Here is a 25,884-nt window from a genome sequence, read left to right as displayed (position 1 = left end):
TTGCGCTGATTGTAATTGTTATCACTGGCTCTAAGTATGAAAGTGAAAAGATCCTTAAAGCCTAATGGGTTTTGGGAAAGATGCCCTATTACTCTTAAGTAACAAAAGTATGTCTGGCAAAATCCGAACCGTTATTCCTATGGAATCTCATCATATTCCATCTTCTGTTGTCAAAGTAAGTCGATGTGAAATCGATGACTTGTGTCTAACCGTACAGGCATTCGAGATTCACCCAAATTCTCAGCTTGCAGCGGTTGAAGGGGATGCTGATTTACCGGAAAACTTAGCAGGATATTACTTTGTGGTATCTGCACTAGCTCAACCTAGCACAAGCGTTTTTAATGGTGATGGCATGATCTATCGCCTTGAGTTTCGCGATCGCAAGGCCACTCTCAAAACGCGGATTGCTAAACCTCCCTGCTATTACCTTGATCAAGCGATTCAACGGCATCCTGATCAGTATCCTAAAGCCTATGCCTTTCAAACTTCAGGACTCAACCGCATGAGTCGTAAACTGGGCAGTCGCAATCAACTTAATACAGCTTTTCTGCAAACGCGCGATCGACTAGTTTTAACGTTTGATGCCGGGATTCCTTGGGTCATTGATCCCGATAGTATGGAACTGATCGAGCCAGTCGGCAGAATGGATGAATGGCTCAGTGTCACCTCTCCGTTTGAAGGACTCATCCCGATGCTCAGCGAAGAGATTCTACCGCCCTACTCTAATCCGGCTCATCCCGTTTGCGATCAGTTCAAACCCGAACATGACTTTCTCAATTGCCCCAACTCTCCCGCTGAATTCCAACCAGATCACTTTTTAACCCTAAATTACTCGACAGGCTATAAAGGGAAGTTTAGGAAGAACTTCGATCGGACAATCGGCTGGATTCGGAGAAAAACAGCTCGATCGCTGAACATCGGTCGAGGAAAGAATACACCTTGCACTGATCGAATCTATGGATTTACTGATTTAGTTCGATATACCTTTGAAGACCATCAATTAGAGCGCTGGCAGTTGGTGCTACCGGATTGGGACAAGAACAATCCTGATGATGAGAAATTAGTGATTGGAGAGCAATCCATCCACCAAATGGCGATAACTGAAGATTATATTATTTTGATGGACATTGCTTTCAAAATTGAGTTCTCACAGATCTTTGCACCTTACAGTGTTGGATTGTTTGACCCATTGCTCGATCGACTTTTTAAGAGTCTGGTTCAGATCGGCAAAACACTCTTCTCTAAACAACAGCAAGCGAACTTACTCAAGCAACGATTAGATCTGGGTTATAGACTGTATGCTTTCTTTCTCAAGCTCCTACCTGCTGCTCAAATTACGAATTGCTATATTGTGAGTCGAGCAGAGTTACGAAAGTGCTGCAACAATCCAGGAGGAAGCTTAGCAGAGCCACCTAAATCGCTGCAAGCACGGAAAGTTACTATTCCGAGAGAAGTGTCTCACTTCACCGCAGACTATCATAATCCCGATGGCAAAATTACTCTTCACATTGGGCATCAAAATGGGACGGATGTTACTGAGTGGATTAGCAAATATGACAAGCCTGTAGAAGGACATGAAATGCAGTTTGGTCAAGAGCAGTCTCAGCGATTAGCGGGAATGAGTACAGGCGCAATGGATGTTAGCTCTTTTGGACGTTATGTGATTGATGGCGAAACAGGTGCACTACTGGATTCTAAAGTCTTTAGTGATGTAGAACATACGTGGTGGCCCTCAGTATATACCCATCGCGATCTTTGCCGTGAGCGAGCGACTGAGCCTGCCACTGAGGTCAAAAATATCTATTGGATGTGTTGGGGATTTTCGTGGGAGCTTGTTCCCGATCGAATTTATCAAGCCTATAAGGAGCGCGAGTTTAGAGTCGTTCACCATACTCAGTTGCCCAAAGAAAGCAAACCCTGCAAATTACTCCGTCTCGATACTCAAACAATGGAGATTGTAGACTGGTTTGACTTTCCGCCCGGTCACTTTGCCTGTTCACCTCAATTCATTCCGAAATCAACACCTTGCCCACCCCATCAAGATCCATCCACTCATGGATATCTTGCCTGTGTTGTTCTATCCGACACTTCCGATGCCCAACCCCAGGATGAGTTCTGGATTTTCGATGCTAACAATCTGGGTCATCGCAAGTATGATGATTTGGGTCATCTTATCAGTGAGTCAAGTTGTCTGCATAACAAAGCGGTGGTTTACAAGTTAAGCCATTCTCATACACTCAATCTTAGTACGACAATTCATTCAACTTGGTTGTCATTCAACGACTTTCTTCACAAAAGTAGTTTATATTCTACCCCGCAAAAGCGAAGAGACTTGCGACGGGCTGCATTTTGGCAAGATTTTGGCGCATTCGTTGACCCTAACAGTAAGACAACTGATATGACAAAGAACCCTAGAGCATTCAAAGTGCTCGATGAAACGACAAAATCCCTGTTTCAGCAGATTCAAGCTGAATTCATTGCACAAATATTAGAAGCAAAGCTAAGCAGTACGATTAGTGAATAGGTGTCTCAGCTATTTTGCTGACGCTGAAGGTAAGCCCAATTTTGTACGAGAATCATCATTGTATGTCGCCTGTTCCCAGTCGCTGGCTCGCGTTGTCGTGCCCTCAGTCGGAGCGTAGCACTCGGATGAGTTCTTCAACCACGAGGTCGGGTCGGGACAGAAACGGGTGGTGATCGGCGGCAAGGTCGATCGAGCGGGTGGCTCGACTGTCGTGGAAGCGCTGTAGGGCGAGGGAGGTACTGCGGTCCTCGGTGCAAACGAGGTACGTCGAGGGTCTGCCCCGCCACGCTGCTCGGGTCGTCTTAGTCCCGAAGGCAGTTATCGATTGTGCGGTAATTCGGTTCAACGCCTCGGATCTCTTCGTCTGTCAGGTCCTGCCAGAAGCGATCGCCGCACGAGGAGGCGGTTGTTTACTCTAATTTTCCTAAGTGGAACAGGAGAAGACGAATAGACTTCTTGCGTGGATGCCCTAGCGAATGGAATTCGCGGCTAAACAAACGAAGTCTGCCTGCGCGGACTGGTTGAAAAACGGCTGTCAGTGTACGCAGGTACACTTTGTCCGTATAGCCCCGAATTCTATTCGGTGGGTGTTTCGGATTCACGCAAGAAGACGAATGAACTGGGTGGCAGCGAGAACTGCCTGTTATGGTTGGAGATCGTTTTATACCTGCAAGAGTATGATACGGAAGTAGTTTGCAGCCAATTACTCATTTCGGGCTTCTGTACTTCTATGAGCGCTATCAAAGCCATTCCAGAGCAGGGACAACTCGTTAAGGTGCGGCAGCGGCTGTATGTGGTGACTGACGTGCGCCAGACGACGCTGCCCACCGATGTTTTGTTCTCCAAAGTCCCACCCGCTCAACATCTCGTTTTGTTGTCCTCGATCGAAGATGATGGCTTGGGCGAAGAACTTCAAGTGATTTGGGAGCTGGAGCCTGGAACGCAGGTGTTTGAGCGTGTAGAATTGCCGAAACCCACAGGCTTTGATGATCCAGCCCGACTGGATGCGTTTCTCGATGCGGTGCGGTGGGGAGCTGGCTCTTCCGCTGACATTCGTACCCTCCAAGCTCCGTTTCGGAGTGGCATTGATATTGAAGATTATCAGCTTGATCCGGTGGTTCGAGCAATTCAGATGCCGCGTGTCAATTTACTAATCGCTGATGATGTTGGATTGGGAAAGACGATCGAAGCGGGTTTAGTGGCTCAAGAACTCCTGATTCGCCATCGCTGTCGGCGTATGCTGATTATCTGTCCGTCTTCGCTGCAAATTCAGTGGCGTGACCAAATGCGGGATAAGTTTGGGTTGGATTTTCGCATCGTCGATAGTGCCTTGATGAAGGAATTACGACGGCAGCGAGGAATTCACGTCAATCCTTGGATTCATTTTCCTCGACTGATTACCTCGATCGATTTTCTCAAGCGGGATCGCCCACTGCGACTGTTTCGAGAAGTGCTGCCCGCAGAAGGCGAATCAATTTATCCCCGTCGTTTTGATCTTTTGATTGTTGATGAAGCCCATAATGTAGCTCCTTCTGGCAGTGGGCAATACGCGATCGATTCTCAACGCACCGCCACCATTCGCCTGCTAGTTCCGCATTTTGAACACAAATTATTTTTGACGGCAACGCCTCACAATGGTTATCCAGAGAGTTTTACAGCACTGCTAGAACTTTTGGATACGCAACGGTTTGCCAGAGGGGTCGAGCCGGATCGCAATCAGCTTCAAGTCGTGATGGTGCGGCGGTTGAAGCAGGAAATGCAAAATTGGGATGGGTCGCCCATGTTTCCGGGGCGCAAATTAGAAGCGATCGCAGTCGATTATCCCCAACTAGAACGGCAAGTTCATGCCGCGCTCAAACGCTATACAGAGTTACGAACAAAAGGCGTGGATGACAACGTTGAAAAATATGCCACGGAATTTGTATTGAAGCTGCTCAAGAAACGGCTGTTTTCCTCACCAGAAGCATTCTTGACCACATTGACACAGCACCAAGAATCTTTGACAACTGCTCGTCGTCGTCAAGCCAGTCGTTTGACAGCTAAACCAACCGAAGGAGTTCTACGACGACAACTTGAACAGGTCGAGGAAGATTTTGCGGACGACGACCTGTACGAAGCAGCAACGGATGAGTCGATTAGCAACACGAGCCGTTTGTTCCGATCGCTGGCTCCAGAAGAACAGGATTTGCTTCGAGGGATGCTTCAGTGGGCGGAAACGGCGGCTCGACAACCCGATGCCAAAGCCACTGAACTGCTCAACTGGATTAATGCTGTGATTCGCCCCAATGAGCAGTGGTCAAATGAACGAGTGATTATCTTTACCGAATATCGAGCGACCCAGAAGTGGCTCTATAACTTGATGGCATCGGAGGGATTAGTACAGGGCGACCGTCTGATGATGCTGTATGGTGGGATGAATTCCGATGATCGCGAAGCTGTTAAAGCAGCATTCCAGGCACATCCCGATGTTTCTCCAGTTCGGATTCTGTTAGCCACGGATGCAGCTTCAGAAGGTTTGGATTTACAGAATTTCTGTTCGCGCTTGATTCACTATGAGATTCCCTGGAACCCGAATCGAATGGAACAGCGGAATGGACGGATTGATCGACATGGACAGCGATCGAGCGAAGTGAAAATTTACCATTTTGTCGGCAAGGACTATCAGGAGCAAGCAACGAGCGGGACTCGTCCTGGGGATTTAGAAGGAGACTTGGAATTCCTAATGCGGGCGGCACTGAAGGTCAACAATATTCGTGAGGACTTGGGGAAGGTGGGTCCGGTGATCGCGTCTCAGGTTGAAGAAGCGATGTTGGGACGACGGGTGACGCTGGATACGTCGAGGGCAGAACGGGAATCGGAGCCTGTGCGCCGGATGCTCAAGTTTGAACGCAAAGTGCGCGATCAGATTGAGAAGCTACGAGAGCAGTTACATGAAACACGGCAAAACCTGCGGTTGACTCCGGAGAACATTGAATCGGTGGTGCGAATTGGGTTGGAATTAGCGGATCAGCCTCCGTTGATTGAAGCAGAAATCGAAGGGCTGCAAGGTCGAGCGTTTCATTTACCTCAACTGAAGAGTAGTTGGGCGGTTTGTGCAGAGGGTTTAGAGCATCCGCACACCAAAGAGATTCGCCCGATCGTCTTTGATCCCAATGCAGCACATCGACGGGATGATGTTGTCTTAGCGCACTTGAATCACCGCTTGGTACAGATGTGTCTTCGCTTGCTGCGGGCGGAAGTGTGGTCTACAGAAGGCAGAAAGCAATTGCATCGAGTAGCTGCTAGAGTAGTTTCGCCACAGGCAGGACTGGAAACTCCCGCAGTCATCGCCTATGGGCGCTTAGTAATTCTGGGCAGTGACCAGCAGCGACTGCATGAAGAAGTAATCGTAGCAGGTGGTGAATTGAAAGAGGGGCGCTTCAGTCGGTTAGGGGTGATGAAGTTGCAAGCGGCATTAGGTAATGTCTCTGATCAAGCAGTTCCCGAAGCGATGCAGCAGAAATTAGCTCAGATGTGGGATAAGTGCGAGAATTCGCTGATGCAGGCGTTAGAGGTGCGAAAAGCTGATCGATCGACGAGTCTACGACAGGATTTGCAGAACCGGGCTGAGAAAGAAATTGCTGACATTACTGCGGTTTTGACAGAACTTCAGAAAAGCATCTTAGCTGAGTTGCAGGAACCTCAAGTCGAACAGCTTGAAATCTTTAGTAATCCAGAGCGGGAGCAGTTTGAGCGGAATATCAATAGTTTGAAAGCGAGGGTAGAACAAATTCCGATCGAGATCGAGCAAGAAACAGCTTTGATCCGAAAGCGGTTTGAGAATCCAACTGCGCGGCTGTTTCCCCTAGCAGTCACGTTTTTGGTTCCACAAAAGCTTATTCGCCCCTAATAGACTGGTAGGGCTGACTTTTCGTTCGATGGTGAACTCATGCAAAAGACCCAAGCTTTCGCAATCCTTGCCCCGGTTCCAGAGATGCACTTGATTTCTGGATTGGAAGCGATCGCGGCTCAACTCGATTTAGATGACCTTCCTGCGGATCATGTGCCGAAGGTGGCGTTTGGCAGTATGGCGTTTGAATTGTTTGCGGAAGTTGAGACACTGCGGGCGGGAAAAGCGATCGAGGTTTTGATCTATGCGTCTCATGCGAAAGGCGAACAGCCATTGAACCCAGAGGCAACTTGGCGAGGATTGTATGTGGGATATGTCGGATCGCGTCGGGGTCGGTATCCAGGGAAATCGATTTATCGTCCTAAATCGACGATTACGGATAGTCCGACTTGGGCAGGGTTTTGGGAAGTTCAGGAATTAGAACGGCTTAAAACCGCAATTCCAATTGGAAATTTGCGAGGTAAAAATAAGAAGACCAATTATCAAGCTCGATTTATTCCCGAAGGTTCAGTTCTGATTGAATTCCCCTAACTTATGTCTACTGCTCGTCATCACGCTGAATGGTTGTCGTTAGTTGAAGCATCAGGTCCATTTTTGAGTTTGCCTGTGCTACTCAAGACGTTTCCGGCAGGATTAGATGCTCATGACCCGGAGCATTTGAAGCTGTTGCGATCGGCATCGGAGGAATGGCAGGACAACCAATTTGGACTGAAGCCAGAACCCGCTATCCATCAAGCATGGGTAGAGTTTGTGCTGAAACAAACGCTGGAATTACCGGATGAAGTGTTGCTGAGTGGACAACAGATTCCATCTGGGTTGAGGGTGACGTTCGCAGAACAAAACGAGACGATTCGCCCGGATTGGGTTGTGGTGAATCCAACGGGGACATCGGATGCGGGAAAGCCTCGGCTACTGGTGCAGATTGTTCCGGCAGAACAGGGATTAGAAAAGCCATTGAAGGGGTCGCGATCGTCATCCAGTCCAGCGACGCGAATGATGGAATTGCTCCATGCTTGCAATGTGCGGCTGGGATTGGTGACGAATGGCGAACACTGGATGCTGGTGAATGCGCCGAAGGGAGAAACCACTGGGTTCATTTCCTGGTACAGCACCCTTTGGATTGAGGAGCATTTGACACTGCGGGCATTTCGGAGCTTGCTAGGAGTGCGGCGATTCTTTGGGGTGGATGATTCCCAGATTTTAGAGAAGTTGCTGGCGGATAGCTTGACCGATCAGCAAGAAGTTACGGATCAGTTGGGCTATCAGGTGCGACGGGCAGTTGAGGTGCTGGTGAGCGCGATCGCACGTCTCGATCAAGACCAAAACGGGGCATTGCTGAAGGACATTTCAGAACCTCGGCTTTATGAGGCGGCGCTGACTGTGATGATGCGGTTGGTGTTTCTGTTTTGTGCAGAGGAGCGGGGCTTATTGTTGCTCGGCGATCCGATTTATGACCAGCATTATGCAGTGTCTACTTTGAGGGAACAACTGCGATCGCACGCGGATCAACATGGAGAAGAGGTCTTGGAGCGGCGATCGGATGCTTGGTGTCGATTGTTGGCAACATTTCGGGCAGTGTATGGCGGGATTTTTCACGATACGTTGCAGCTTCCCGCGTATGGTGGGAGTTTGTTTGATCCCGATCGCTTTCCGTTTTTGGAAGGGCGGAAGCAGGGGACAGAATGGGATGAGAGCGAGGCTGATCCACTGCGGCTGAACAATCGGATTGTATTGCATTTGCTCGAAGCATTGCAGATTTTACAGATTCGGGTGCAGGGAAGTGGTGTAGAGCCGCGTCGGTTGTCATTTCGAGCGTTGGACATTGAGCAGATTGGGCATGTTTATGAGGGCTTGCTCGATCACACGGCAGTTCGGGCAACGGTTCCGGTGTTGGGATTGGTGGGGACGCGCTACCAGGAACCAGAGATTGAACTCGCAGAATTGGAGCGGTATCGGGCTGAGGGCGAGGAAAAGCTATTGGCATTTTTGAAAGAGCAGATGGGGAAATCGCCTGCTGCTTTGAAGAAATTGCTCAAGACGGAAATTGAACCTCGTGAGGAACAGCGACTGCGATCGGCTTGTAATAATGATGCGGAATTGTTCGATCGCTGTTTTCCCTTTGCATCGTTGATTCGGAAAGATACGCTGGACTATCCGATTGTGATTTCAACGGGCAGTGTATATGTCACCGAAGGAGTCGATCGACGGCAGAGTGGAACGCACTATACGCCGCGCAATTTGACCGAGGAGATTGTGCAGTACACGCTGGAACCGTTGGTGTATGAGGGCGTGGCAGAGGGGAAACCGAAGGAAGAATGGCGACTGCGATCGGCATCCGAATTGCTGCAATTGAAGATTTGCGATATGGCGATGGGCAGTGGGGCGTTTTTAGTGCAGACTTGTCGCTATTTGGCGGGGAAATTGGTCGAGGCGTGGCAGTTGGCAGAGGCGGAACATCCGGGGCAGGTGGTGATTGCACCAGAGGGAACACTGTCGATCGCACGTCCAGAAGAATGTCCGATTCCCAAAGAGCCAGAGGAGCGGTTGCTGGTGGCGCAGCGGATTGTGGCAGATCGCTGTCTGTATGGAGTCGATAAGAATCCGTTGGCAGTGGAGATGGCGAAGTTGTCGCTGTGGCTGGTGACGCTGGCAAAGGGGCGACCGTTTACGTTTTTGGATCATGCGCTGAAGTGGGGCGATTCGCTACTGGGGATTACTCGCGCTGAACAGATCGAGTTTTTGAAATTGAATCCCGAAAACGAAGCCGTACAACTGAGAACCGTATCCGATCGCTGGAAACCGCTTTTACAAAAAGCGATCGAGAAACGGCAATTGCTAGAGAGCTTTAGTGTGAATGACATTACAGATTCTCAGAAGAAGGAGCAACTCTTTCAGGAAGCAGAAGAAGCCACTGAGAACATTCGTCATGTTGGGGATTTTCTGATTGCAGAAGCCTTGGCAAGCGCAGTCAAGACGAGCGATTTAACTTCGGATGAGTTGAAGGTTTTAGCAGAGTTAGTGCTTGAAGCATTGAATGAAGAAGATGCACAGAAGCGGAAACGAGACATTGCTGCGATTCGAGCAAAAACCTTGCGAATGTTAAATATTGGAACTCCAGAAAATCAAGCTTCTCGAAAGCCATTTCACTGGTTGCTGGAGTTTCCTGAAGTATTTTTTGAAGGAGAGAAGAAGGGATTTGATGCGATCGTGGGTAATCCCCCATTTCAAGGCGGACAAAAAATCACAGGCGCAATTGGGACAGACTATCGCAACTATCTAGTAGAACATCTCGCGAAGGGTCAACGAGGCAGCGCGGACCTATGCGCCTACTTCTTCTTACAAGCCAATCAACTCACGAATAATACTGGTGGATTCGGATTAGTTGCTACAAATACAATCGCTCAAGGTGATACTCGTGAAGTTGGCTTAGATCAATTAGTTGAAAGTGGTTGTGTGATTAATCGTGCGGTTCCGAGTCGTCCTTGGGTTGGGTCTGCAAGTTTAGAAGTTGCGTATATTTGGTCATGTAAAAAGCAATGGCAAGGTGAATACATTTTAGATGAGAAAGTAGTCACTGGAATTACATCATTTTTAACGCCACCTGGAAAAGCACTTGGTAAGCCCTATCAACTGATTGCAAATCAGAATAAATCGTATATCGGCTCATATGTTTTAGGTATGGGATTTGTTCTCACACCGGAAGAAGCACAGGCACTTATCGACAAAGATCCAAAGAATAAAGAAGTGCTGTTTCCCTATCTCAATGGTGAAGATTTGAACTCACGCCCAGATCAATCTCCGAGCCGTTGGGTGATTAATTTCAAAGACTATCCGTTAGATGCGGAACATGATGATCCGAAGAAGCCGAAAGGTGCGCCCTATGCAGCAGATTATCCTGATTGTTTAGCGATCGTGCGTGAAAAGGTGAAGCCTGAGCGGGATAAGAATACTTTCAGTAAGTCTGCTCGTGAAAAATGGTGGCTTTATGAGAGGTCACGCCCAGAGCTTTATGGAGCGATCAAAGAATTTGAGCATGTATTGATAACGGCTCAAACAAGTCGTAGATGGGCACTCACTTTTCAAAGAACAGATATTATTTATTCGCATACAGTTGTCATTTTTCCGATAACAACCTGGACCGAGTATGCAGTAATACAAGCATTTACTCATGAAGAATGGCGCTTAAAATACGGAGCAAGTCTACGATTAGACGCACGATACACACCTTCAGACTGCTTTGAAACCTTTCCTTTCCCGATTCTCAGTTCTCAATTTTCCATTCTCAATTCCATCGGCGAAACCTACTACAACCATCGCCAATCCATCATGCTCGATCGACAAGAAGGACTGACCAAAACCTACAACCGCTTCCATGATTCCAATGAAACCGCAGACGACATTGCGAAACTACGATCGCTGCATATCGAAATGGATCAAGCGGTCGCGATCGCCTATGGTTGGCAAGACCTCGACTTAGGGCACGGCTTCCACCAAACGAAGCAAGGCATCCGCTTTACCATCAGCGAAATGGCGCGGCGGGAAGTCCTCGATCGACTGTTGCAAATGAACCACGATCGATACGCTGAAGAAGTTGCCCAAGGCTTACATGACAAGAAAAAATCCAAAGGCAAAACTACCAAAAAGAAAAAAACTGAAGACAAACCCCAAGATGAGCAAATCAGCCTGTTCTAGAAAGCTCACCCTGTCACAACATGTTCGAGCGATCGCGGATCTTTCACCCGTACAGAAGCACTCAGAACTTCCAGACCCACCACATTTCCCGCCTCGTCATAATCCAAAATAATGCCCGATGAGTCCTCGTTACTCTCCTCGATCGGCGCATCGCTCAACACGATCCGCAGCACATCAGTTTCAGCATCATAGATCACCTTCATTCCTGCCTCCAGTACCGCTTAATCTGACTGGTTCGATAAACCGTGATGACGATCGCGGGTTCCGTATTGTCAGCCACAATTGCCCGAACTAAATAAGTTTTACCATTCTCAAACTCAAACTGCGACTGATACGCTTTATTTCCATCTCGATCGTCTACAATCTGCTGCGGATTTTGCAAAACAGAATCTAAAAACTCCCTTGGAATCTCTCGCCGTTCTCGTTCCTCCTCCGCATGACGCGAAATATAAAAACTCATTGCCTCAAAGCTCCTCATCTCTGCCCAAGTTTACAGCGAAACAAAGTGCGATCGCCTATGATGGCAAGACCTCGACTTAGGGCACGACTTTCACCCAACCAAGAAATCCGCTCTACCATCAGCGAAACGGCGCGGCGGGAAATCCTTGAACACGAAGTGCGCTGAAAGTATCGACTCTTGCAACTGAACCACGATCGATATGCTGAAGAAGTCGCCCAAGGCTTACACAACAAGAAAAAACCAAGAGGCAAAGGTAACGCCAAACAGAAAAAGCCTGACGATTCTCCCCAAGACAAGCAAATCAGCTTGTTCTAGCCCAATTTGGTAAAGTTAAAACAGCATTGAGGACATCAAGCGCATGACTGACACCGCCAACTTTAGGCAAACTCTATTGGAAACTATGTGCGCTGCTTTGCAGATACCGTGAGGGTTGCTACCTCTCACCCAGCCTTTACAAACCAGGACTACCAGATGATGTACTATCCCCTCAACTTTGAATAGAAAGGTGGTCTAGATCGAGCCGATCACTCTGCACATACTCTTTTGCCGTCATATCTTCTAACGTTGTTACAACACCTTCCACACGCTGAAAACGTCCAGCAGCAGAAACCAACCTCAACCACTTCTCAAGCAATTTATTCCAACTGGTTCCCTGAAACTGAAGGTCTTCCTCATTCCGAATAAACCAAAACATCAGTTCCATAGAAACTGCATCCCAAGCAGGAGAAGCTTGAACCCGAATCTCTTGTAGCGATCGTAAAGCCTCTCCTTCAGGGCTATTCTTACCATGCTTGCTTTGTAGCTGTTTCTGGAGCGGTTTAATAAACTCAATAAAATCATCTGGAAATGCAAATCGAACTCGCTTTCGAGCCAATGCTTGCCCTAAATTTCTAAAATCCTGATCACTGATACACCCAACTTGCCGCTCCCATTCTGTAACAACGGCTTTCTCAATCGTCATGACCCGATCGAGATCTGCTACAAGACTTAACTCAGCCGCACCTGGAATAAACGCATACTGAGGTCGTCTCCCTCGCTGTACCTCCTGTAAAGATGCAGCCTCCACCTCGACTAGCGGCACAACCTCCACAAATGGACGATCCTCACAAGAACGTACAATATCGCAAGTTTGCGTCACAACAACTAACCCCCGAACTGCAATCTCTGTCAGATCCACACCTTCCTGAGCATCTCTGATTGCTTCCTGCGTAATCGGTTTCTGAAGGTTGTATCGTAAAACAAACCATTGTTCTCCCAGGACAAAATCCCCTTGTCTCCAGGCTTGAAGAGAAGTAGTTACTGCTTGCAGCCAATCTCCTCGGTCATTGATTTGCGTCATGCTTACGATTCCTTACCACCCGTGCAGGTTTTGATCTTCCAACCTCTCGATGCACCGGATCTTGTAGTGCATTTACTAAATCCGCTGGAGGAGGAGGTAACCGAGACACGATCGCAGTTTCAGACAACGCGGCAACTTGCGGTTTTGGTAGCGCATTCCCCTCTCCCAAACGTTGTTTTACCTCCTCATACTTTCCTGCTGCTAGCAAATCGATCGGTAGCCGGGAATCATCATCAGGACTCAGAAGCAGATTACGATTTAGGCTAGCACTTCCACGATCGATAGATCGAACAGTTCCCAACAACCGATGCAAAGTTTCTTCATGCGCTTTCGATAACGCCTGACCGCTAGCCCAAAAATGCAATGTTCTGCGTGAAACCTGAAAAAGATTCGCAAGTTGATCCCAAGTTAATCCACTCAACCGCCTCAATTCACTCAAAGCCTCCTGAGTCAACTCAGTTGAATTAGAAGCCTCATTATCCGAGACAGCTAGGTGGACAGGTAATCCACTTGTGGTTCTTCTAAAATTTTCTAATGCAGCAGAACTCATTGGCACATCATGGGATGCCGTTCCAGGTAGATGCAGGATCAGCACGCCTACTGCACTAGCAGCGGTGTGACCCATTGCGCCTAAAGCAGAAGTCCTGGCAACAGCATCTAACCTTCTTGTAGACATAGTATTCATACATCACCTCCAAAGCGCCGCAAAAAGCTTGGAGTCACCGCCCATCGAAAAAAAGTATAGATCCGTTCAGCGAAATGTTGTGCTTCATGCATCAGCACTCCAATGTTAAACTCGCGATTTTTAGACAAGGACATATCTAAATCCAAAATCCAGCTTTGCTGATCGATTGGCTCGATCGCATACAAGTCAAAGCTCGTACCAGCAGGTATTAACCCCCATCGAGCAGCAATCTGCTCCTCTCCATTGGGAAGATTGAATAGTGATTCATTAATAGTTTGATGAACAGATGCTTTAATGTCTAGACCGATAATCCCTGAGATTTCAGGGCGCACTAAATCTGCAAGCTGATTGACATCTTCTCCAACCAATTGATCGATATAGCGGAGTCCAAGACGTTCCACAACTTGAGGCTGAATATATGTTTCCAGCGCAGCCAACACTACTTCTAATCGCTTTAGAAAATCATTGCGGCTTAAGTAAGCAGTAGTTTCCAGTGCAACAAAGTCAGGTGCCAATGTAACTCGCCAGTTTCCATCTAGGTCTATAAATCGCCATGTTGTCCGAGGTTCAGTCGGTACTATTCCTTGCATACCCACCACAAACCCCTGAGTTTGCTCTGGTTGTAGAATGGGATACTGTTTCCGTAGTGCTTCTTGAAATCCACTCACAAACTCTTTTCGCTCGATCGATAAGATCAGCGGGAAACGAACTTGAGCAAGTACACGAACCAAAGGTGCGTTTTTCAATGGCACCTCATCAGTCGGTGGCGCTGTGAGTGGATTAAAGTGAGTCGCTTGATCCATATTCTGGTAAGGGTGGAGAAACAACCTGGATTGAGAAACTGGCGTACATTTCTCATGGTTCCCCATGCCCATCTTAGGGGAGATATGTGAAATAGAGTGTGAAGTTTCTCCAGAATTGCGATGTTTTATCTCCTGAGTTACCCCAATCACCTCGTGATCGCCACCTCTTCTTCAGCATATTTAGAAGATGATATGAGAACACATTTTTCAGAATCCCTCAAACTCGTATCTCTCAGACTGCCATTTAATTCGCTTGTCAAATCCTTGAAATCAACCAAACCAGACTCCTCGGTTTGCGGGAGACTCTCTTATGACAATGCTTTTCCTCGCTTGGCAAGACCCATCCTCACGCGCCTGGTTCCCGATCGGTAAGCTTACCTACGACGGGAAACTGTATCACTTCGCTTATCTTCAAGGCACTTTAGAGGCACAGCAGAAAGCAGACTTCCAACCCCTGCTGTCATTTCCCGACCTTTATCAAACCTACGGCTCACCAGAACTGTTTCCCCTGTTTGCGAATCGCCTTTTGCGCCCCTCTCGTCCAGACTACTCAGACTTCGTACAATGGCTCAACTTGCCTAAACATCAAGACGATCCCATTGCCCTCCTCGCTCGTAGCGGCGGCAAACGTGCAACGGATTCTTTTGAGGTTTTTCCCTGTCCAGAACGCGACCCGCAAGGGCAGTACCATATTCACTTTTTCGCACATGCACTCCGGTACATCCCACCCGAAAGCCAGCAATCTATTCAAACTCTGCAAGTTGGAGAGGAATTGCAGGTCATGCACGATCTTCAAAATCCCGTTGATTCCAGAGCCTTAATCCTACGAACCAAGAATCTACACATTGTTGGATTCTGCCCTCGCTATCTAGTGCAGGACTTTTTTGAGTTGGTCTGCCAGTTTCCTCACAAAGTCAAGATTTCTGTAGAACGCATTAATCCTCCTCCAACCCCGCTTCAGTATCGGCTTCTCTGTAATTAATTGGACTACCGAATGGTCAGAAGATTTTCATCCTTTCTCCAGTTCGTCCTATCAGATGATTAGTACAAAGCGCAACTCCGAAGAAACCGCACCTGAAGAATCCAAAGTTCCTGTCTAAACTTGCTGCTTCCACTAAGCCCTAAGCTCCTTGAAATAATATCTAGACACTTGCACTCATTGAGCAATGATCTGAATTAAGGATTCAGATCTCCTTTAGGCAATTCTTCGTTATCATGTGCCAAGATTAACCATGTCGTAACCGTAGAAAACAATCATTTCTGCGATCGCGACATTCGATAGCGACTCAGCCCCCGAACTCTAGTGCCCTTCGAGATCATTCACAAACCCACGTTCACCAATCAACTCCTCGCCATCCCAAAAGAGCGAGTCCTACAGATATTGGAGAAAATCGAAGTTCTACGGGGTGATCCCAAACCTCATGCCAACCTGAAAAAGAAGCTACATGGCTATAAGGGCGACATTTACCGTCTGCGCTCTGGGGATTATCGCATCATTTATACCTATGGAGATGGCTGGGTCGCCTTACTTGGGGTTGATGCCCGCAAGGACGTTTACAGAGGCAATAAGTTAGTCGCAGAGGAAACGGAGATCAACGTTGCTGCCTTTTCTAATCTTGACGATCTCCTCACCCCTGAGAAAGCTCCAACCTCTCCGCCCAACCCTGCTGAAACTGCAACCCTTTTACCCGTTGAGATCACCGAAGAACTGCTCGATCGCTTGCTCATCCCCAAAGCCTGTTATCCAGCTTTGTTTGCCTGTCGTACTTTTGATGACCTGCTCGAAGCGGATATTCCTGCTGGAGTCTGCGATCGCGTTTTTGATTGCATTACCGCACCTAACTTTGACTTAGTACTCAGGCAACCGAGTTTTGTCACCGGAAGTTCAGACGAACTCCTGCGCTTCAAAGAAGGAGATTTGCTGGGTTTTCTGCTCAAGCTCAATTCAGAACAAGAGAAATATGTCACCTGGGCACTGAATGCAACAGGTCCGACTCTGCTCAAGGGCAGTCCAGGAACAGGCAAAAGTACCGTTGCGATTTATCGAACTCGCGAGATGCTCAATCAGCTTAAAGCGAGTCGCGATAGCTCCACTACACAGGTACGTGCCCGTTCTCCTCGAATTCTCTTCACCACTTATACGAATGCGCTTGTTTCATTCTCTGAACAATTGCTTCAGCAGCTTCTAGGCGAGGATGCTCAGTTTGTTGAAGTCAAAACGGCTGATGCTTTGGTATATTCGATCGTCTATCAACTCAGTGGTCAGCCCCAAATTGCAACCACTAAAGAACTACTCACCCTTGTTAAGCAATCGATTCTGTGCGCGATCGTAACGCTTGAAGGCAATGTTCTACAGCAACAGGCACAACGGCTTATCCTGCAACGCCTCCAGCCCGAATACTTACTCGAAGAACTTACCGAAGTCATTGATGCAAGAGGGATTGACAGCTTAGAGGATTATCAAGCCACCCCGCGTACAGGTCGCAGCATCCCACTTAACAAGATTCAACGCCAAGCGATTTGGCACTTGCGGCAACACTTCGATCGTCTCTTAAGCGCAAAAGGAACGGAAACCTGGGCACAAATTAGGCTTCGTGCCCTCAAGCTGCTACAGGCTAGCGAAATGTTGCCAATGTATGATGCTGTGGTCATCGATGAAGCCCAAGATCTCAGTCCCACTGTGCTGCGCTTCCTGATTCAACTTTGTGGCGCACCGAATCGTCTCTTCATTACTGCCGATGCCAACCAATCGATTTATGGCAGTAGCTTCCGGTGGAGCGATGTACATGACTCGCTCAAATTTGTCGGACGAACAGGCATTCTGAAAATCAATCACCGCACCACTCAAGAAATCGGGGAAGCTGCTTATTCATATCTGCAAGATGGCACACTCGATCCGGAAGGTGAGGAGCGACTTTACGTTCACACAGGTCCACCGCCTGCGGTTCGTGCCATTGTCGATCGCGCTTCTGAAGGAGATTTACTCGCTCAATTTTGCCGCACGGCTGCTCATGAATTCCGTTTGGGGCTTGGAGCCTGCGCGATTCTCGTCCCAACTGAAAAGGCTGGAAAGAACATTACTGGACAGTTGAATTATCTGGGAATTGAAGCACGATTTATGACGAGCAAAGACTTAGATCTGAACTGTAAGGGTGTGAAAATTCTGCCACTCAAAGCTGCTAAAGGATTAGAGTTCCCGATCGTCGCGATCGCAGGGTTTCTAGAAACCCCCTACCCTACAATCCCAAAAGGCACTCCCCCCGAAGCCACCAGTGAAGTCCTCGTCCGAGAACGACGCACCTTGTATGTTGCAATGACAAGAGCGATGCGTGCCCTACTTGTTCTCGTTCCTGCTAAGAAACCGTCACTCCTTCTCCAATCCTTTGATTCTCAACTCTGGAACCTCGGCGACTTATGAAGATTATCAAGCTTCCGTCCATTCTTCCCAGCAATCTCGATCTAGAAAAAATCAATCAACAGTTGCGCGATCGTACTGCCCAACTCGATTGGAGCGCCGTTGTTTCAGCTTCTGATGAGTCTCTTAATGTCTTGCTAACTGGACTCGATTTATCAGACGATGCGGATGTTCTAGGGGATAGCACTTTATCAGAAACGATCGCGGGCAAGATCGTGCAGGTGCTTCAGGAACAGCCGGAACCTGTTAAGACTCGACAATCAAAGCCAACTGAGCCTAAAATTACTCCTGCCATTTGGCAGCAATCCACCTTATTGCAGCCTCAGTTCGTAGCAACGAATCCAGAACAAAGTGAGGGGCAAGGCAATCTGATTGAGATGCAATTTGTCCCAACTCCTTCACCAGAAGCTGATTCACCTGCTGCGGAGAACGACAAAGCGCCATCCTCTGATACTGCACCTGTTCTACAGCCCCCTTCTTACTACCAAATCCGAGCTGAGCTAGAGGAGGCTGTCTTAGCCGACTTGTTGGGTCCAGCAGGCGGAGAATATGAAGAAGTGGATGAAGCGCGAGTCAGCGATCGCTATCTCGTTGGGTTACTGGCTCCCCTACATCGACGCAATCGCCCCGCTCAATCTGATGATCAACTTGAACAACTTGATGAACTGGTTGCTGCGAAGACTGGAACCGTTGATGAAAGCACAGAGCAGCTCGATGAATTGGCTGTGGGCGGAACCAGTACGATCGAAGATGGCACAACCGAAACGATCACTCCCGCGATCGAAACCATGTTTCCCTCCTCGATGGGCATGAGCTTCTGTGTGAGTGGCACTGCCAAAGCAATCATCATCAATGCAGGATGGGGACAATACGATCGCACCAAGAGCGAGTATCTCCAAACTCCAACAGGCGCACCTAAAGCCGTATGGCGTAGATACCCAGTCATCGGTCAATCTCCACCCATCGCTCTAAAAGCAGGTGCAGTGAACTCCTGGCGGATCGACCCGGAGCGCGAAGTTTATGTGCGTGGGCAAATTCGTGCAGTTGGCTCCGATTGGATTATTAGTTTATTTCTCGTGAATGAACAGCGAGAACCGGATCGCTCTCCGGATCAGGCATGGCTATTTCAGCCCGAAGTCAGCGTTGAATCTGCTGACCCCAATCATCGTGCGATTTTCATCCGTAAAGCAACGAGGCGATCGCTCGGTAAACTCGACCCGGTACAGTATGCCGAAGAACAAGCGATGGAGATGATCTATCGGCATCAAGTTGAATTTGCTGTCGGGCATGGGACAGGCGTTCACGCTGAATTAGCGGAAGGAAGTGATGATCACGCAATTCGCCTTTGCACTCGTGTCGTTCCCGCTTATGAAGTTCCTAAAACGGATGCTCCCACGCCAGATGAGATTCCTGGACTTGTGGGACTGGTTCTAGATATGAAAGAGCTGGCAGAAGCGACCCCAAGCGGTTTGGTTGCGAAACTCAATCCGCTCGTTGCTGCCTACGCAAATTGGATAGAAGGGCAAGCGACTCGGATTGCTGATCCAACCGCCAAACTGCAAGGTTATGAAGCGATCGCAACGGATGCACTTGCGAACTGTACTCGCGCTTTAGAACGCATTCAGTCCGGTCTGGAGTTATTGCAATCTGATTCACAAAGTTTTGAAGCGTTTCAATTCATGAATCGCTCCATGTGGCAGCAGCGAGTTCATTCGATTTATACAGAGCAAGTCCGGCGTGGCGAAACGGTAGAACTTAGCACGATTGATATTCCTAAAAATCGTTCCTGGCGACCTTTTCAGCTTGCATTTATCCTACTCAATCTGCCCAGCATTACTGACCTCAATCATCCAGATCGTACCGATGAAACACAAGCGATCGCAGATTTGCTCTGGTTCCCTACAGGCGGTGGTAAGACTGAAGCGTATTTAGGACTGACCGCTTATACGATCGGACTGCGGCGATTGCAAGGCACGATCGGAGGACGCTCCGGTGAATCGGGTGTTGCTGTGTTGATGCGGTATACGCTTCGATTGCTCACCCTGCAACAATTTCAACGCGCTACGGCTTTAATCTGCGCTTGCGAAGCGATTCGGCGAGAAGATCCTACGAAGTGGGGAAAAGAACCGTTTCGGATTGGATTATGGGTTGGACAGAAAACGACTCCCAACCGGACTGAACAAAGTGAAGAATTCCTCAAGCAGAAGCTTGGACAGTATCAACCCACGAGCAGTGGTTCTCCCCACCAACTCACGAACTGTCCTTGGTGCGGTTCTAAGATTGACCCTGGCAAACAGAATATCAAGGTTGAATCCTTTGCGAAGGGGCAGGCACGAACGCTAATCTACTGTGGTGACACCCTCGGTCGCTGCTTATTTTCTCAGAAACAATCTCCCACTGAAGGCTTACCGATTCTGGTTGTGGATGAAGAGATCTACCGTCGTCTACCTACTTTGTTGATTGCAACGGTCGATAAATTTGCTCAAATGCCCTGGAATGGCGCAGTGCAAATGTTGTTTGGACAGGTTGACGGCTACTGCCAACGGCATGGATTTGTGTCTCCTGAGATTGAGGATTCTCCGAGTCATCCTGCGAAGTATGGTCAACCGCTTGCTAAGACGCTATCTCACAATCCGTTGCGTCCTCCAGATTTAATTATTCAGGACGAGTTACACTTGATTAGTGGACCCCTTGGAACTTTAGTGGGACTGTATGAAACAGCCGTCGATAAACTGTGTTCCTGGACCGTGAATGGCAAAACGGTTCGCCCTAAAGTGATCGCTTCCACAGCAACCATTCGGCAAGCAAGAGATCAAATCCACCACCTGTTCTTGCGCCAAGTGCAAATCTTTCCACCGCAAGGTTTAGATGTTACCGATAACTTCTTCTCGCTGCAACGAGAGCCGAGTGAGGAGTATCCAGGACGGCGATATCTGGGAATTTGTGCAACCGGACGTAGACTAAAAGCTGCCTTAATTCGAGTCTACACAGCAGGGCTTGCAGCATCCCAGGCGCTTTACGAGAAGTATGGCGAAGCGGCTGACCCCTGGATGACTTTGGTGGGTTACTTCAATTCAATGCGAGAATTAGGCGGAACACGGCGACTTGTTGATGATGACATTCAATCTCGTCTTGGCAAGATGGATCAACGAGGGCTGGCAAAGCGATCGCGCATTGAGGTCAAAGAGCTTACGTCTCGAATTGCTTCAACCGATATCCCGATCGTGCTGGATGCGCTAGAAGTTCCGTTTAATCCGAATCGAGACAAGAAAACAGACTCGCGTAAACCGATCGATGTTCTACTCGCAACGAACATGATTTCAGTCGGTGTCGATGTCCGACGCTTAGGCTCAATGGTCGTGACTGGACAACCGAAAACAACAGCAGAGTATATTCAAGCCACTTCGCGGGTTGGACGAACGTTTCCTGGCATTGTGTTCACCGTTTACAACTGGGCACGACCGAGAGACTTGTCCCATTATGAGCAGTTTGAACACTATCACGCGACGTTTTACAAGCACGTTGAAGCATTATCGGTGACTCCCTTTGCGCCTCGTGCGATTGATCGTGGTCTCGCCGCTCTACTCGTTGCACTCGTGCGTCTGAAAGGAACGGAACTCAACAAAAATGACAAAGCTGGGCGCATCGATCGCAATCACCCGCACGTTCAAGAGGCGATTAACACGATCGTCACTCGTGCTGCGAATGTAGAGGGTCTCAAAACGCGAGATCTAGTTAGACAGGAATTAGAAGCCAAACTGGACTACTGGCTAGAACAATCTGCGAACTTAATGGGTGGAGCCGTGCTGGGCTATCAATCTCAGAAAGATGGTGTGACTCAAGGGTTACTCACGCAGCCTGGACAAGGCGATTGGCAACCGTTTACCTGTTTGAATTCGCTTCGCAATGTGGAACCGACGATCGGACTAATTCTGGACGATCGCATCCCTGATGATGATTTCCGTACTCCTCAACCCATGCCCACACCCGATTGATATCCCTTATGACACAAGCACAACCCCGTAATAAAGTTGGTGAACTCCGACCTAGCCAGATTCTCTTTTCCGCTGGTATCGGCTCCGTGATTGATTTACCCAATCTTTCCACAATGGTCATGGGACTTGATGATTGGGATATCAACTATGCCAAGGAGTTAGGAGAGGAACGATTGCTCGGAGCGGTAAAGCGATCGCTCTCACCCTCTGTCAAGCGTCTACTGTCTCCACCCCTCCCTCCTGAATCCGATGGAGCGCCAAGCTTTCTCGACGAAAGCCACCGAATCGGTATTCCAGTTTCTCCATTTCCCACCTGGATGCTCTGCCCGAATTGCCGCCTCTTAGCACCGCTACAATCTCGATTGTTTGACTTGAAGACCGATCGCTTTCGTCCAGATCAAAACCGCTATGTGCATACGAACTGTCCAAAGGGCAAATACCCACCGACTGTCATTCCGGCTCGTTTCCTCGTTGCCTGTAAGCATGGGCATTTAGATGACTTTCCTTGGCGATACTTTGTCCATCGCGGTGCGGATTGTAAGAAAGGAACCTTACGGTTGAACGAGTATGGGGTGTCCGGTTCTGCGGCGGATATTGAGGTGAAATGTGATAGCTGTGGTGCAACTCGTCGAATGTCTGATGCTTTTGGTGAACCTGGCAAAAAGAATATGCCTCAATGTCGCGGTCGCCATGTTCACCTACGGAATTTTGATGAAGGCGGTTGCGATCAGCAGATGGTTGGTATTCTGTTAGGTGCTTCTAATAGCTGGTTTCCCATTACCCTGTTTGCGCTTTCGATTCCAGCCGTAGCCGATAAGCTGGCACAACTGGTCGAAAAGCATTGGACGGTTCTGGAGAAAGCAGTCAGCCCAGAAGTTCTTGCTGCCTTTCGGCTGATTGGGCAATTAAAGGAATTCTCCAAGCACTCAGATTCAGAAATTTGGGCACAAATCGAGCAGAGGCGCTCTGAAACGATCGACGAAAGTAACGAAGCGAAAGATATCAAAACCCCAGAGTGGCAGGTGTTCTCAGCCGCAGAAACGAGCCTAAATTCTTCAGATTTTTGGCTCACGGCTATTGCGTCTCCCAAAGGCTATAAGTCCTATATTGAGAAGGCTGTGCTGGTCGATCGCTTGCGAGAAGTCCGAGCCTTAGTCGGTTTTTCACGCATCGAATCTCCTGGCGATTTTGCTGAAACTGGAGAGTTGCCCCAAGATTACTGGGCACCCCTCAGTCGTCAAGAGCCAAAGTGGGTTCCCGCCACCGAAGTTCGAGGAGAAGGGCTATTTATCCAGTTCAAGGAATCCGCGATCGCACAATGGGAAACTTTACCCGAAGTCATTACCTACGAGAAACAGAGCATTGAGGCTCATCGTCGTTGGCGCACGGCACGATCGCTGAATCCAGACACAAATTATCCAGGCGTTCGATACATTCTGCTGCATTCTTTTGCTCATGCTTTGATGCGACAGTTTGCGATCGAATGTGGCTATACGGCTGCCAGTCTCCGAGAGCGCATCTACTCAAGAGCGCCGCAGGACGAGAACGGACCGCAGGCAGGAATTCTGATTTATACGGCTGCTCCGGATAGTGAGGGCACACTAGGGGGGCTTGTTAGCTTGGGAGAGCCGACCACTCTCGGTCGCCACATTGATCAGGCGTTAGAGCAGATGTGCCTATGTGCCTCTGATCCGCTGTGCGCGGAACATAGTCCACTACAATCCCCTAATACGCTGCACTGGGCGGCTTGTCACGCTTGTCTCTTTAGTCCAGAAACATCCTGCGAACGAGGCAATAAGTATCTCGATCGAACGGTACTCATTCCAACCGTCAAGACTGAACTCGCTCAACTCGCCTTTTTCAAACTTGGAGAGTGATTGGTGGAAATGTTCTCTTCCAACCTACTAGAACAGATTCGTCGTGTAGCTCAGGAAGTACCCGCCTCAACACTGGAGGCTCTGATTCAGGCTCTTATGACAATTCGGCAGGGCGAGTTGCCCAAGATGAAGCATAACCTTCTTCAACTGCTACCTAGAGCGGCATGGCGGCAAAAGTTCAATCGCCTGGTTGAGATTTGGCAGGCAGAGAGCAGTGATTTGGATGGCAGAGCGATTGCGATCGCGCTCTCCACAGCAGTTCATTGTCAGACGCAAATGCGCCAAGAGCTATCTGTTGAACTTGTTTGGACAGGACCGAATCCAGAATCTTTTCCATTGCGCCGAACGGATCAAACTTTGCTGCAACTGATCCGAGATGCACAGCACGATCTTCTAATCGTTAGCTTTGCAATCTATAACATTCCTGAAATTGTTCAAGCATTAATTGCAGCGCTGGATCGTGGTGTAAACATTCGCATCGTCGCAGAAACTCCTGAAGCTAGCGCTGGCAAGATTTCATTTGGGCTTTTGTCAACGTTTGGGGATGAGGTTCTTAGGCGCTCTCAACTCTGCGTCTGGTTGAAAGCGAAACGTCCGATCGATGAGCAAGGCAGGCATGGCTCACTTCATGCTAAATGTGCTGTGAGCGATCGACAACACCTTTTTGTCTCCAGCGCGAACTTGACTGAGTATGCAATGTCGCTGAACATAGAGATGGGTGTGCTAATTCACAATCAAAGCTTGGCACAACAAGTGATTCAGCAGATTGATAGCTTGATTTTGCACGGAAATCTAACGGTCCGGTAGCAAGAGATAATCTTGCTGTATTCTGTCAAGCGCTGTTTGAGATGATTCTGATTGCAGAACTGTTGAGGTCATTATCTCAGTTATGATCTTTGAGACTAATTGCTTGTGGATGATCGCGCCAGAGATAGCGAGTGAGTTGTTCGCCGTGCTGAGGCTCTGTGTCAGTCCGATCAGGTAGAGGAAAGCGAAGTGATTTATAAAGCAAGTGGCGGTGAGTGTCGAAAGCAGCAGTGATCAGGTCAGCGTAAGTTCTGGCAGCGTCAAGTATCCAGGTGTTATAGATAACTAGAGCGACAATTGCGCCAGAAACTGCCCATTGTGCCCCGAAGATGGGGTACCAAACCATAAATAGAATCGACCAAATCCAAGCACGAGCAGCGGCATTAAGGTCGCTACGAGCGGTGGAGAGATCAGTGCGGGCGGCATCAGGTAGCAGGAGCCAGAGATGAGTCCAGCAGATAATGGCATCAAGTCCGTAACGTTTGAGGGGACGGCGCTCGGCAGAGCGGAGAATATTACCGAGTCGAGTGGGAAGAAGTTCGTTTTCGTCGGGGAAGTAGCGGAATTGTTGATCGCACTGGAAATATAAAGTTCTTTGCTGGGTGTTCATGCTTGACCCAAGGTTATTCAGTGTCCTGAGTTGTTCGATGAGTTGACTACGCTGGTTACGAGATTGTTTTACAAGGAAATTATTTAAGCCTCGAATCTTCTGAAACCAGTAACCTTCGAGGAACTGAATGATGAGGATATCGAAGCGCTGGATAGTCAAAGCAGAGAGGCTAACAATGAGAAAAATTCCGAAAAGGCTGGCAATCTGCAACGATTCGGGCAGTAGAATGAACCAGCTACTCAAGTTTTGCCATCCAAGCTTTTGCCATGCAGCGATCGCACCCCCTGCCCAGAAGATGAACGCTGGAGTCAGGAGCGTAGCGATCCATTGTTCGGCGAACTTACCGCTGAAGGCTTCGAGGAATTTTGCCGACATTACGATTGCATCTCACGGTTATCGATAGGTTGAAGGAGACGATGAGTGGGATCTTTAGCGCAGGAAGGGATGGGTTCGTTGAAATCAATTCGAGACCAAGTATAGCCGCAGTCGGGGCATTGATAACGTGGGTAACTGATTGGTGAACCAGCTCCCGTCAGTCGGACATAACCTTTGACTTCTTCTGTAAAGTCTGATGAATCAGCCAAGAGAGCTTGTGCTGGTTCACGGAGAAGTTCATTGCTACCGAGAAGTAAAAGAATCTCATCGCTAACGTTCTCACCCGCTTGGGCTTGGAGGATGAGCGTATCGAGTTGAGCGATTTGTTCAGGGGGAAGAGTTTGAGCGACTTGAGATCGAAGAATTTGCGCGGTTTTGAGAATTTGCTCAGGGGTGTACATAGGAGAAACGCC

Annotated in this window: 18 protein-coding genes; 10 read left to right on the top strand and 8 right to left on the bottom strand. The window is 48.5% G+C overall.

Features of this window, described 5'->3' with window-relative positions:
• Positions 1-109 precede the first annotated feature (109 nt).
• The gene (locus ACQ4M5_RS32250) at positions 110-2,524 is read left to right on the top strand and encodes a carotenoid oxygenase family protein (RefSeq protein ID WP_430679908.1); all 2,415 of its coding nucleotides are present in this window, start codon (positions 110-112) and stop codon (positions 2,522-2,524) included.
• A 103-nt stretch (positions 2,525-2,627) separates the two neighbouring features.
• Here the strand turns inward: ACQ4M5_RS32250 and ACQ4M5_RS32245 are convergent, their stop codons facing one another.
• Entirely contained in the window at positions 2,628-2,870 is a 243-nt protein-coding gene (locus ACQ4M5_RS32245; protein WP_430679907.1) for an alpha/beta fold hydrolase, read from the bottom strand.
• A gap of 384 nt (positions 2,871-3,254) precedes the next feature.
• Between ACQ4M5_RS32245 and drmD the strand changes: the two genes are divergently transcribed.
• Genes drmD through ACQ4M5_RS32230 form a run of 3 tightly spaced genes read left to right on the top strand, consistent with a single transcriptional unit; the run spans position 3,255 to position 11,105 of the window.
• Positions 3,255-6,413: a DISARM system SNF2-like helicase DrmD gene (gene drmD, locus ACQ4M5_RS32240; RefSeq protein ID WP_430679906.1), complete on the top strand. Its 3,159-nt coding sequence runs from the start codon at positions 3,255-3,257 to the stop codon at positions 6,411-6,413.
• Between the two features lie 39 nt (positions 6,414-6,452).
• A complete protein-coding gene (locus ACQ4M5_RS32235) occupies positions 6,453-6,944 on the top strand; it encodes a hypothetical protein (RefSeq protein ID WP_430679905.1) in 492 nt (163 codons plus the stop codon).
• A gap of 3 nt (positions 6,945-6,947) precedes the next feature.
• Entirely contained in the window at positions 6,948-11,105 is a 4,158-nt protein-coding gene (locus tag ACQ4M5_RS32230) for an Eco57I restriction-modification methylase domain-containing protein (protein ID WP_430679904.1), read from the top strand.
• A 5-nt stretch (positions 11,106-11,110) separates the two neighbouring features.
• On the opposite strand, the gene ACQ4M5_RS32225 is transcribed toward ACQ4M5_RS32230, so the two are convergent.
• Positions 11,111-11,308 (bottom strand): DUF2283 domain-containing protein, encoded by a 198-nt coding sequence (locus ACQ4M5_RS32225; protein ID WP_430679903.1) that lies wholly within the window; start codon positions 11,306-11,308, stop codon positions 11,111-11,113.
• Complete coding sequence (locus ACQ4M5_RS32220) at positions 11,305-11,565, bottom strand: DUF4258 domain-containing protein (RefSeq protein WP_430679902.1); 261 nt, start codon at positions 11,563-11,565, stop codon at positions 11,305-11,307. The genes ACQ4M5_RS32225 and ACQ4M5_RS32220 overlap by 4 nt, the downstream gene beginning before the upstream one ends.
• A 177-nt stretch (positions 11,566-11,742) precedes the next feature.
• Between ACQ4M5_RS32220 and ACQ4M5_RS32215 the strand changes: the two genes are divergently transcribed.
• Entirely contained in the window at positions 11,743-11,880 is a 138-nt protein-coding gene (locus ACQ4M5_RS32215; protein WP_430679901.1) for a hypothetical protein, read from the top strand.
• Between the two features lie 172 nt (positions 11,881-12,052).
• On the opposite strand, the gene ACQ4M5_RS32210 is transcribed toward ACQ4M5_RS32215, so the two are convergent.
• The 3 genes from ACQ4M5_RS32210 to ACQ4M5_RS32200 are packed head-to-tail and all read right to left on the bottom strand — an operon-like array spanning position 12,053 to position 14,392.
• Complete coding sequence (locus ACQ4M5_RS32210; RefSeq protein WP_430679900.1) at positions 12,053-12,904, bottom strand: hypothetical protein; 852 nt, start codon at positions 12,902-12,904, stop codon at positions 12,053-12,055.
• Positions 12,888-13,589 (bottom strand): hypothetical protein, encoded by a 702-nt coding sequence (locus tag ACQ4M5_RS32205; protein WP_430679899.1) that lies wholly within the window; start codon positions 13,587-13,589, stop codon positions 12,888-12,890. The genes ACQ4M5_RS32210 and ACQ4M5_RS32205 overlap by 17 nt, the downstream gene beginning before the upstream one ends.
• Complete coding sequence (locus tag ACQ4M5_RS32200) at positions 13,586-14,392, bottom strand: TIGR04255 family protein (RefSeq protein WP_430679898.1); 807 nt, start codon at positions 14,390-14,392, stop codon at positions 13,586-13,588. Before ACQ4M5_RS32200 ends, ACQ4M5_RS32205 begins: the two co-directional genes overlap by 4 nt.
• A 310-nt stretch (positions 14,393-14,702) precedes the next feature.
• Here ACQ4M5_RS32200 and ACQ4M5_RS32195 point away from each other — a divergent pair, with 310 nt between their 5' ends.
• From ACQ4M5_RS32195 to drmC, 5 genes are all read left to right on the top strand, one after another.
• Positions 14,703-15,374 (top strand): HIRAN domain-containing protein, encoded by a 672-nt coding sequence (locus ACQ4M5_RS32195; protein WP_430679897.1) that lies wholly within the window; start codon positions 14,703-14,705, stop codon positions 15,372-15,374.
• Between the two features lie 321 nt (positions 15,375-15,695).
• Entirely contained in the window at positions 15,696-17,810 is a 2,115-nt protein-coding gene (locus ACQ4M5_RS32190; RefSeq protein WP_430679896.1) for a UvrD-helicase domain-containing protein, read from the top strand.
• Positions 17,807-21,802, top strand: a complete 3,996-nt coding sequence (gene drmA, locus ACQ4M5_RS32185) for a DISARM system helicase DrmA (RefSeq protein ID WP_430679895.1) — start codon at positions 17,807-17,809, stop codon at positions 21,800-21,802. The genes ACQ4M5_RS32190 and drmA overlap by 4 nt, the downstream gene beginning before the upstream one ends.
• An 8-nt stretch (positions 21,803-21,810) precedes the next feature.
• Positions 21,811-23,679: a DrmB family protein gene (gene drmB, locus ACQ4M5_RS32180; RefSeq protein WP_430679894.1), complete on the top strand. Its 1,869-nt coding sequence runs from the start codon at positions 21,811-21,813 to the stop codon at positions 23,677-23,679.
• A 9-nt stretch (positions 23,680-23,688) separates the two neighbouring features.
• Positions 23,689-24,486, top strand: a complete 798-nt coding sequence (gene drmC / locus ACQ4M5_RS32175; RefSeq protein ID WP_430679930.1) for a DISARM system phospholipase D-like protein DrmC — start codon at positions 23,689-23,691, stop codon at positions 24,484-24,486.
• A gap of 76 nt (positions 24,487-24,562) precedes the next feature.
• Here drmC and ACQ4M5_RS32170 read toward each other — a convergent pair whose 3' ends face one another.
• Both ACQ4M5_RS32170 and ACQ4M5_RS32165 read right to left on the bottom strand, forming a co-directional pair.
• A complete protein-coding gene (locus ACQ4M5_RS32170; RefSeq protein ID WP_430679893.1) occupies positions 24,563-25,471 on the bottom strand; it encodes a hypothetical protein in 909 nt (302 codons plus the stop codon).
• The gene (locus tag ACQ4M5_RS32165; RefSeq protein ID WP_430679892.1) at positions 25,471-25,872 is read right to left on the bottom strand and encodes a hypothetical protein; all 402 of its coding nucleotides are present in this window, start codon (positions 25,870-25,872) and stop codon (positions 25,471-25,473) included. The genes ACQ4M5_RS32170 and ACQ4M5_RS32165 overlap by 1 nt, the downstream gene beginning before the upstream one ends.
• Between the last annotated feature and the right edge of the window lie 12 nt (positions 25,873-25,884).

This window comes from Leptolyngbya sp. AN10 (genome assembly GCF_050565645.1).
In the GTDB taxonomy this organism is placed as follows: domain Bacteria; phylum Cyanobacteriota; class Cyanobacteriia; order Leptolyngbyales; family Leptolyngbyaceae; genus Leptolyngbya.
This window is presented reverse-complemented; position numbering and strand designations above follow the sequence as displayed.

Coding starts and splice junctions, on each gene's coding strand:
- drmB (WP_430679894.1), top strand. CDS start 21,811: ATGACACAAGCACAACCCCGTAATAAAGTTGGTGAACTCCGACCTAGC.
- ACQ4M5_RS32195 (WP_430679897.1), top strand. CDS start 14,703: ATGACAATGCTTTTCCTCGCTTGGCAAGACCCATCCTCACGCGCCTGG.
- ACQ4M5_RS32165 (WP_430679892.1), bottom strand. CDS start 25,872: ATGTACACCCCTGAGCAAATTCTCAAAACCGCGCAAATTCTTCGATCT.
- ACQ4M5_RS32220 (WP_430679902.1), bottom strand. CDS start 11,565: ATGAGTTTTTATATTTCGCGTCATGCGGAGGAGGAACGAGAACGGCGA.
- ACQ4M5_RS32230 (WP_430679904.1), top strand. CDS start 6,948: ATGTCTACTGCTCGTCATCACGCTGAATGGTTGTCGTTAGTTGAAGCA.
- ACQ4M5_RS32170 (WP_430679893.1), bottom strand. CDS start 25,471: ATGTCGGCAAAATTCCTCGAAGCCTTCAGCGGTAAGTTCGCCGAACAA.
- ACQ4M5_RS32225 (WP_430679903.1), bottom strand. CDS start 11,308: ATGAAGGTGATCTATGATGCTGAAACTGATGTGCTGCGGATCGTGTTG.
- drmD (WP_430679906.1), top strand. CDS start 3,255: ATGAGCGCTATCAAAGCCATTCCAGAGCAGGGACAACTCGTTAAGGTG.
- ACQ4M5_RS32200 (WP_430679898.1), bottom strand. CDS start 14,392: ATGGATCAAGCGACTCACTTTAATCCACTCACAGCGCCACCGACTGAT.
- drmC (WP_430679930.1), top strand. CDS start 23,689: ATGTTCTCTTCCAACCTACTAGAACAGATTCGTCGTGTAGCTCAGGAA.
- ACQ4M5_RS32250 (WP_430679908.1), top strand. CDS start 110: ATGTCTGGCAAAATCCGAACCGTTATTCCTATGGAATCTCATCATATT.
- drmA (WP_430679895.1), top strand. CDS start 17,807: ATGAAGATTATCAAGCTTCCGTCCATTCTTCCCAGCAATCTCGATCTA.
- ACQ4M5_RS32235 (WP_430679905.1), top strand. CDS start 6,453: ATGCAAAAGACCCAAGCTTTCGCAATCCTTGCCCCGGTTCCAGAGATG.
- ACQ4M5_RS32205 (WP_430679899.1), bottom strand. CDS start 13,589: ATGAATACTATGTCTACAAGAAGGTTAGATGCTGTTGCCAGGACTTCT.
- ACQ4M5_RS32210 (WP_430679900.1), bottom strand. CDS start 12,904: ATGACGCAAATCAATGACCGAGGAGATTGGCTGCAAGCAGTAACTACT.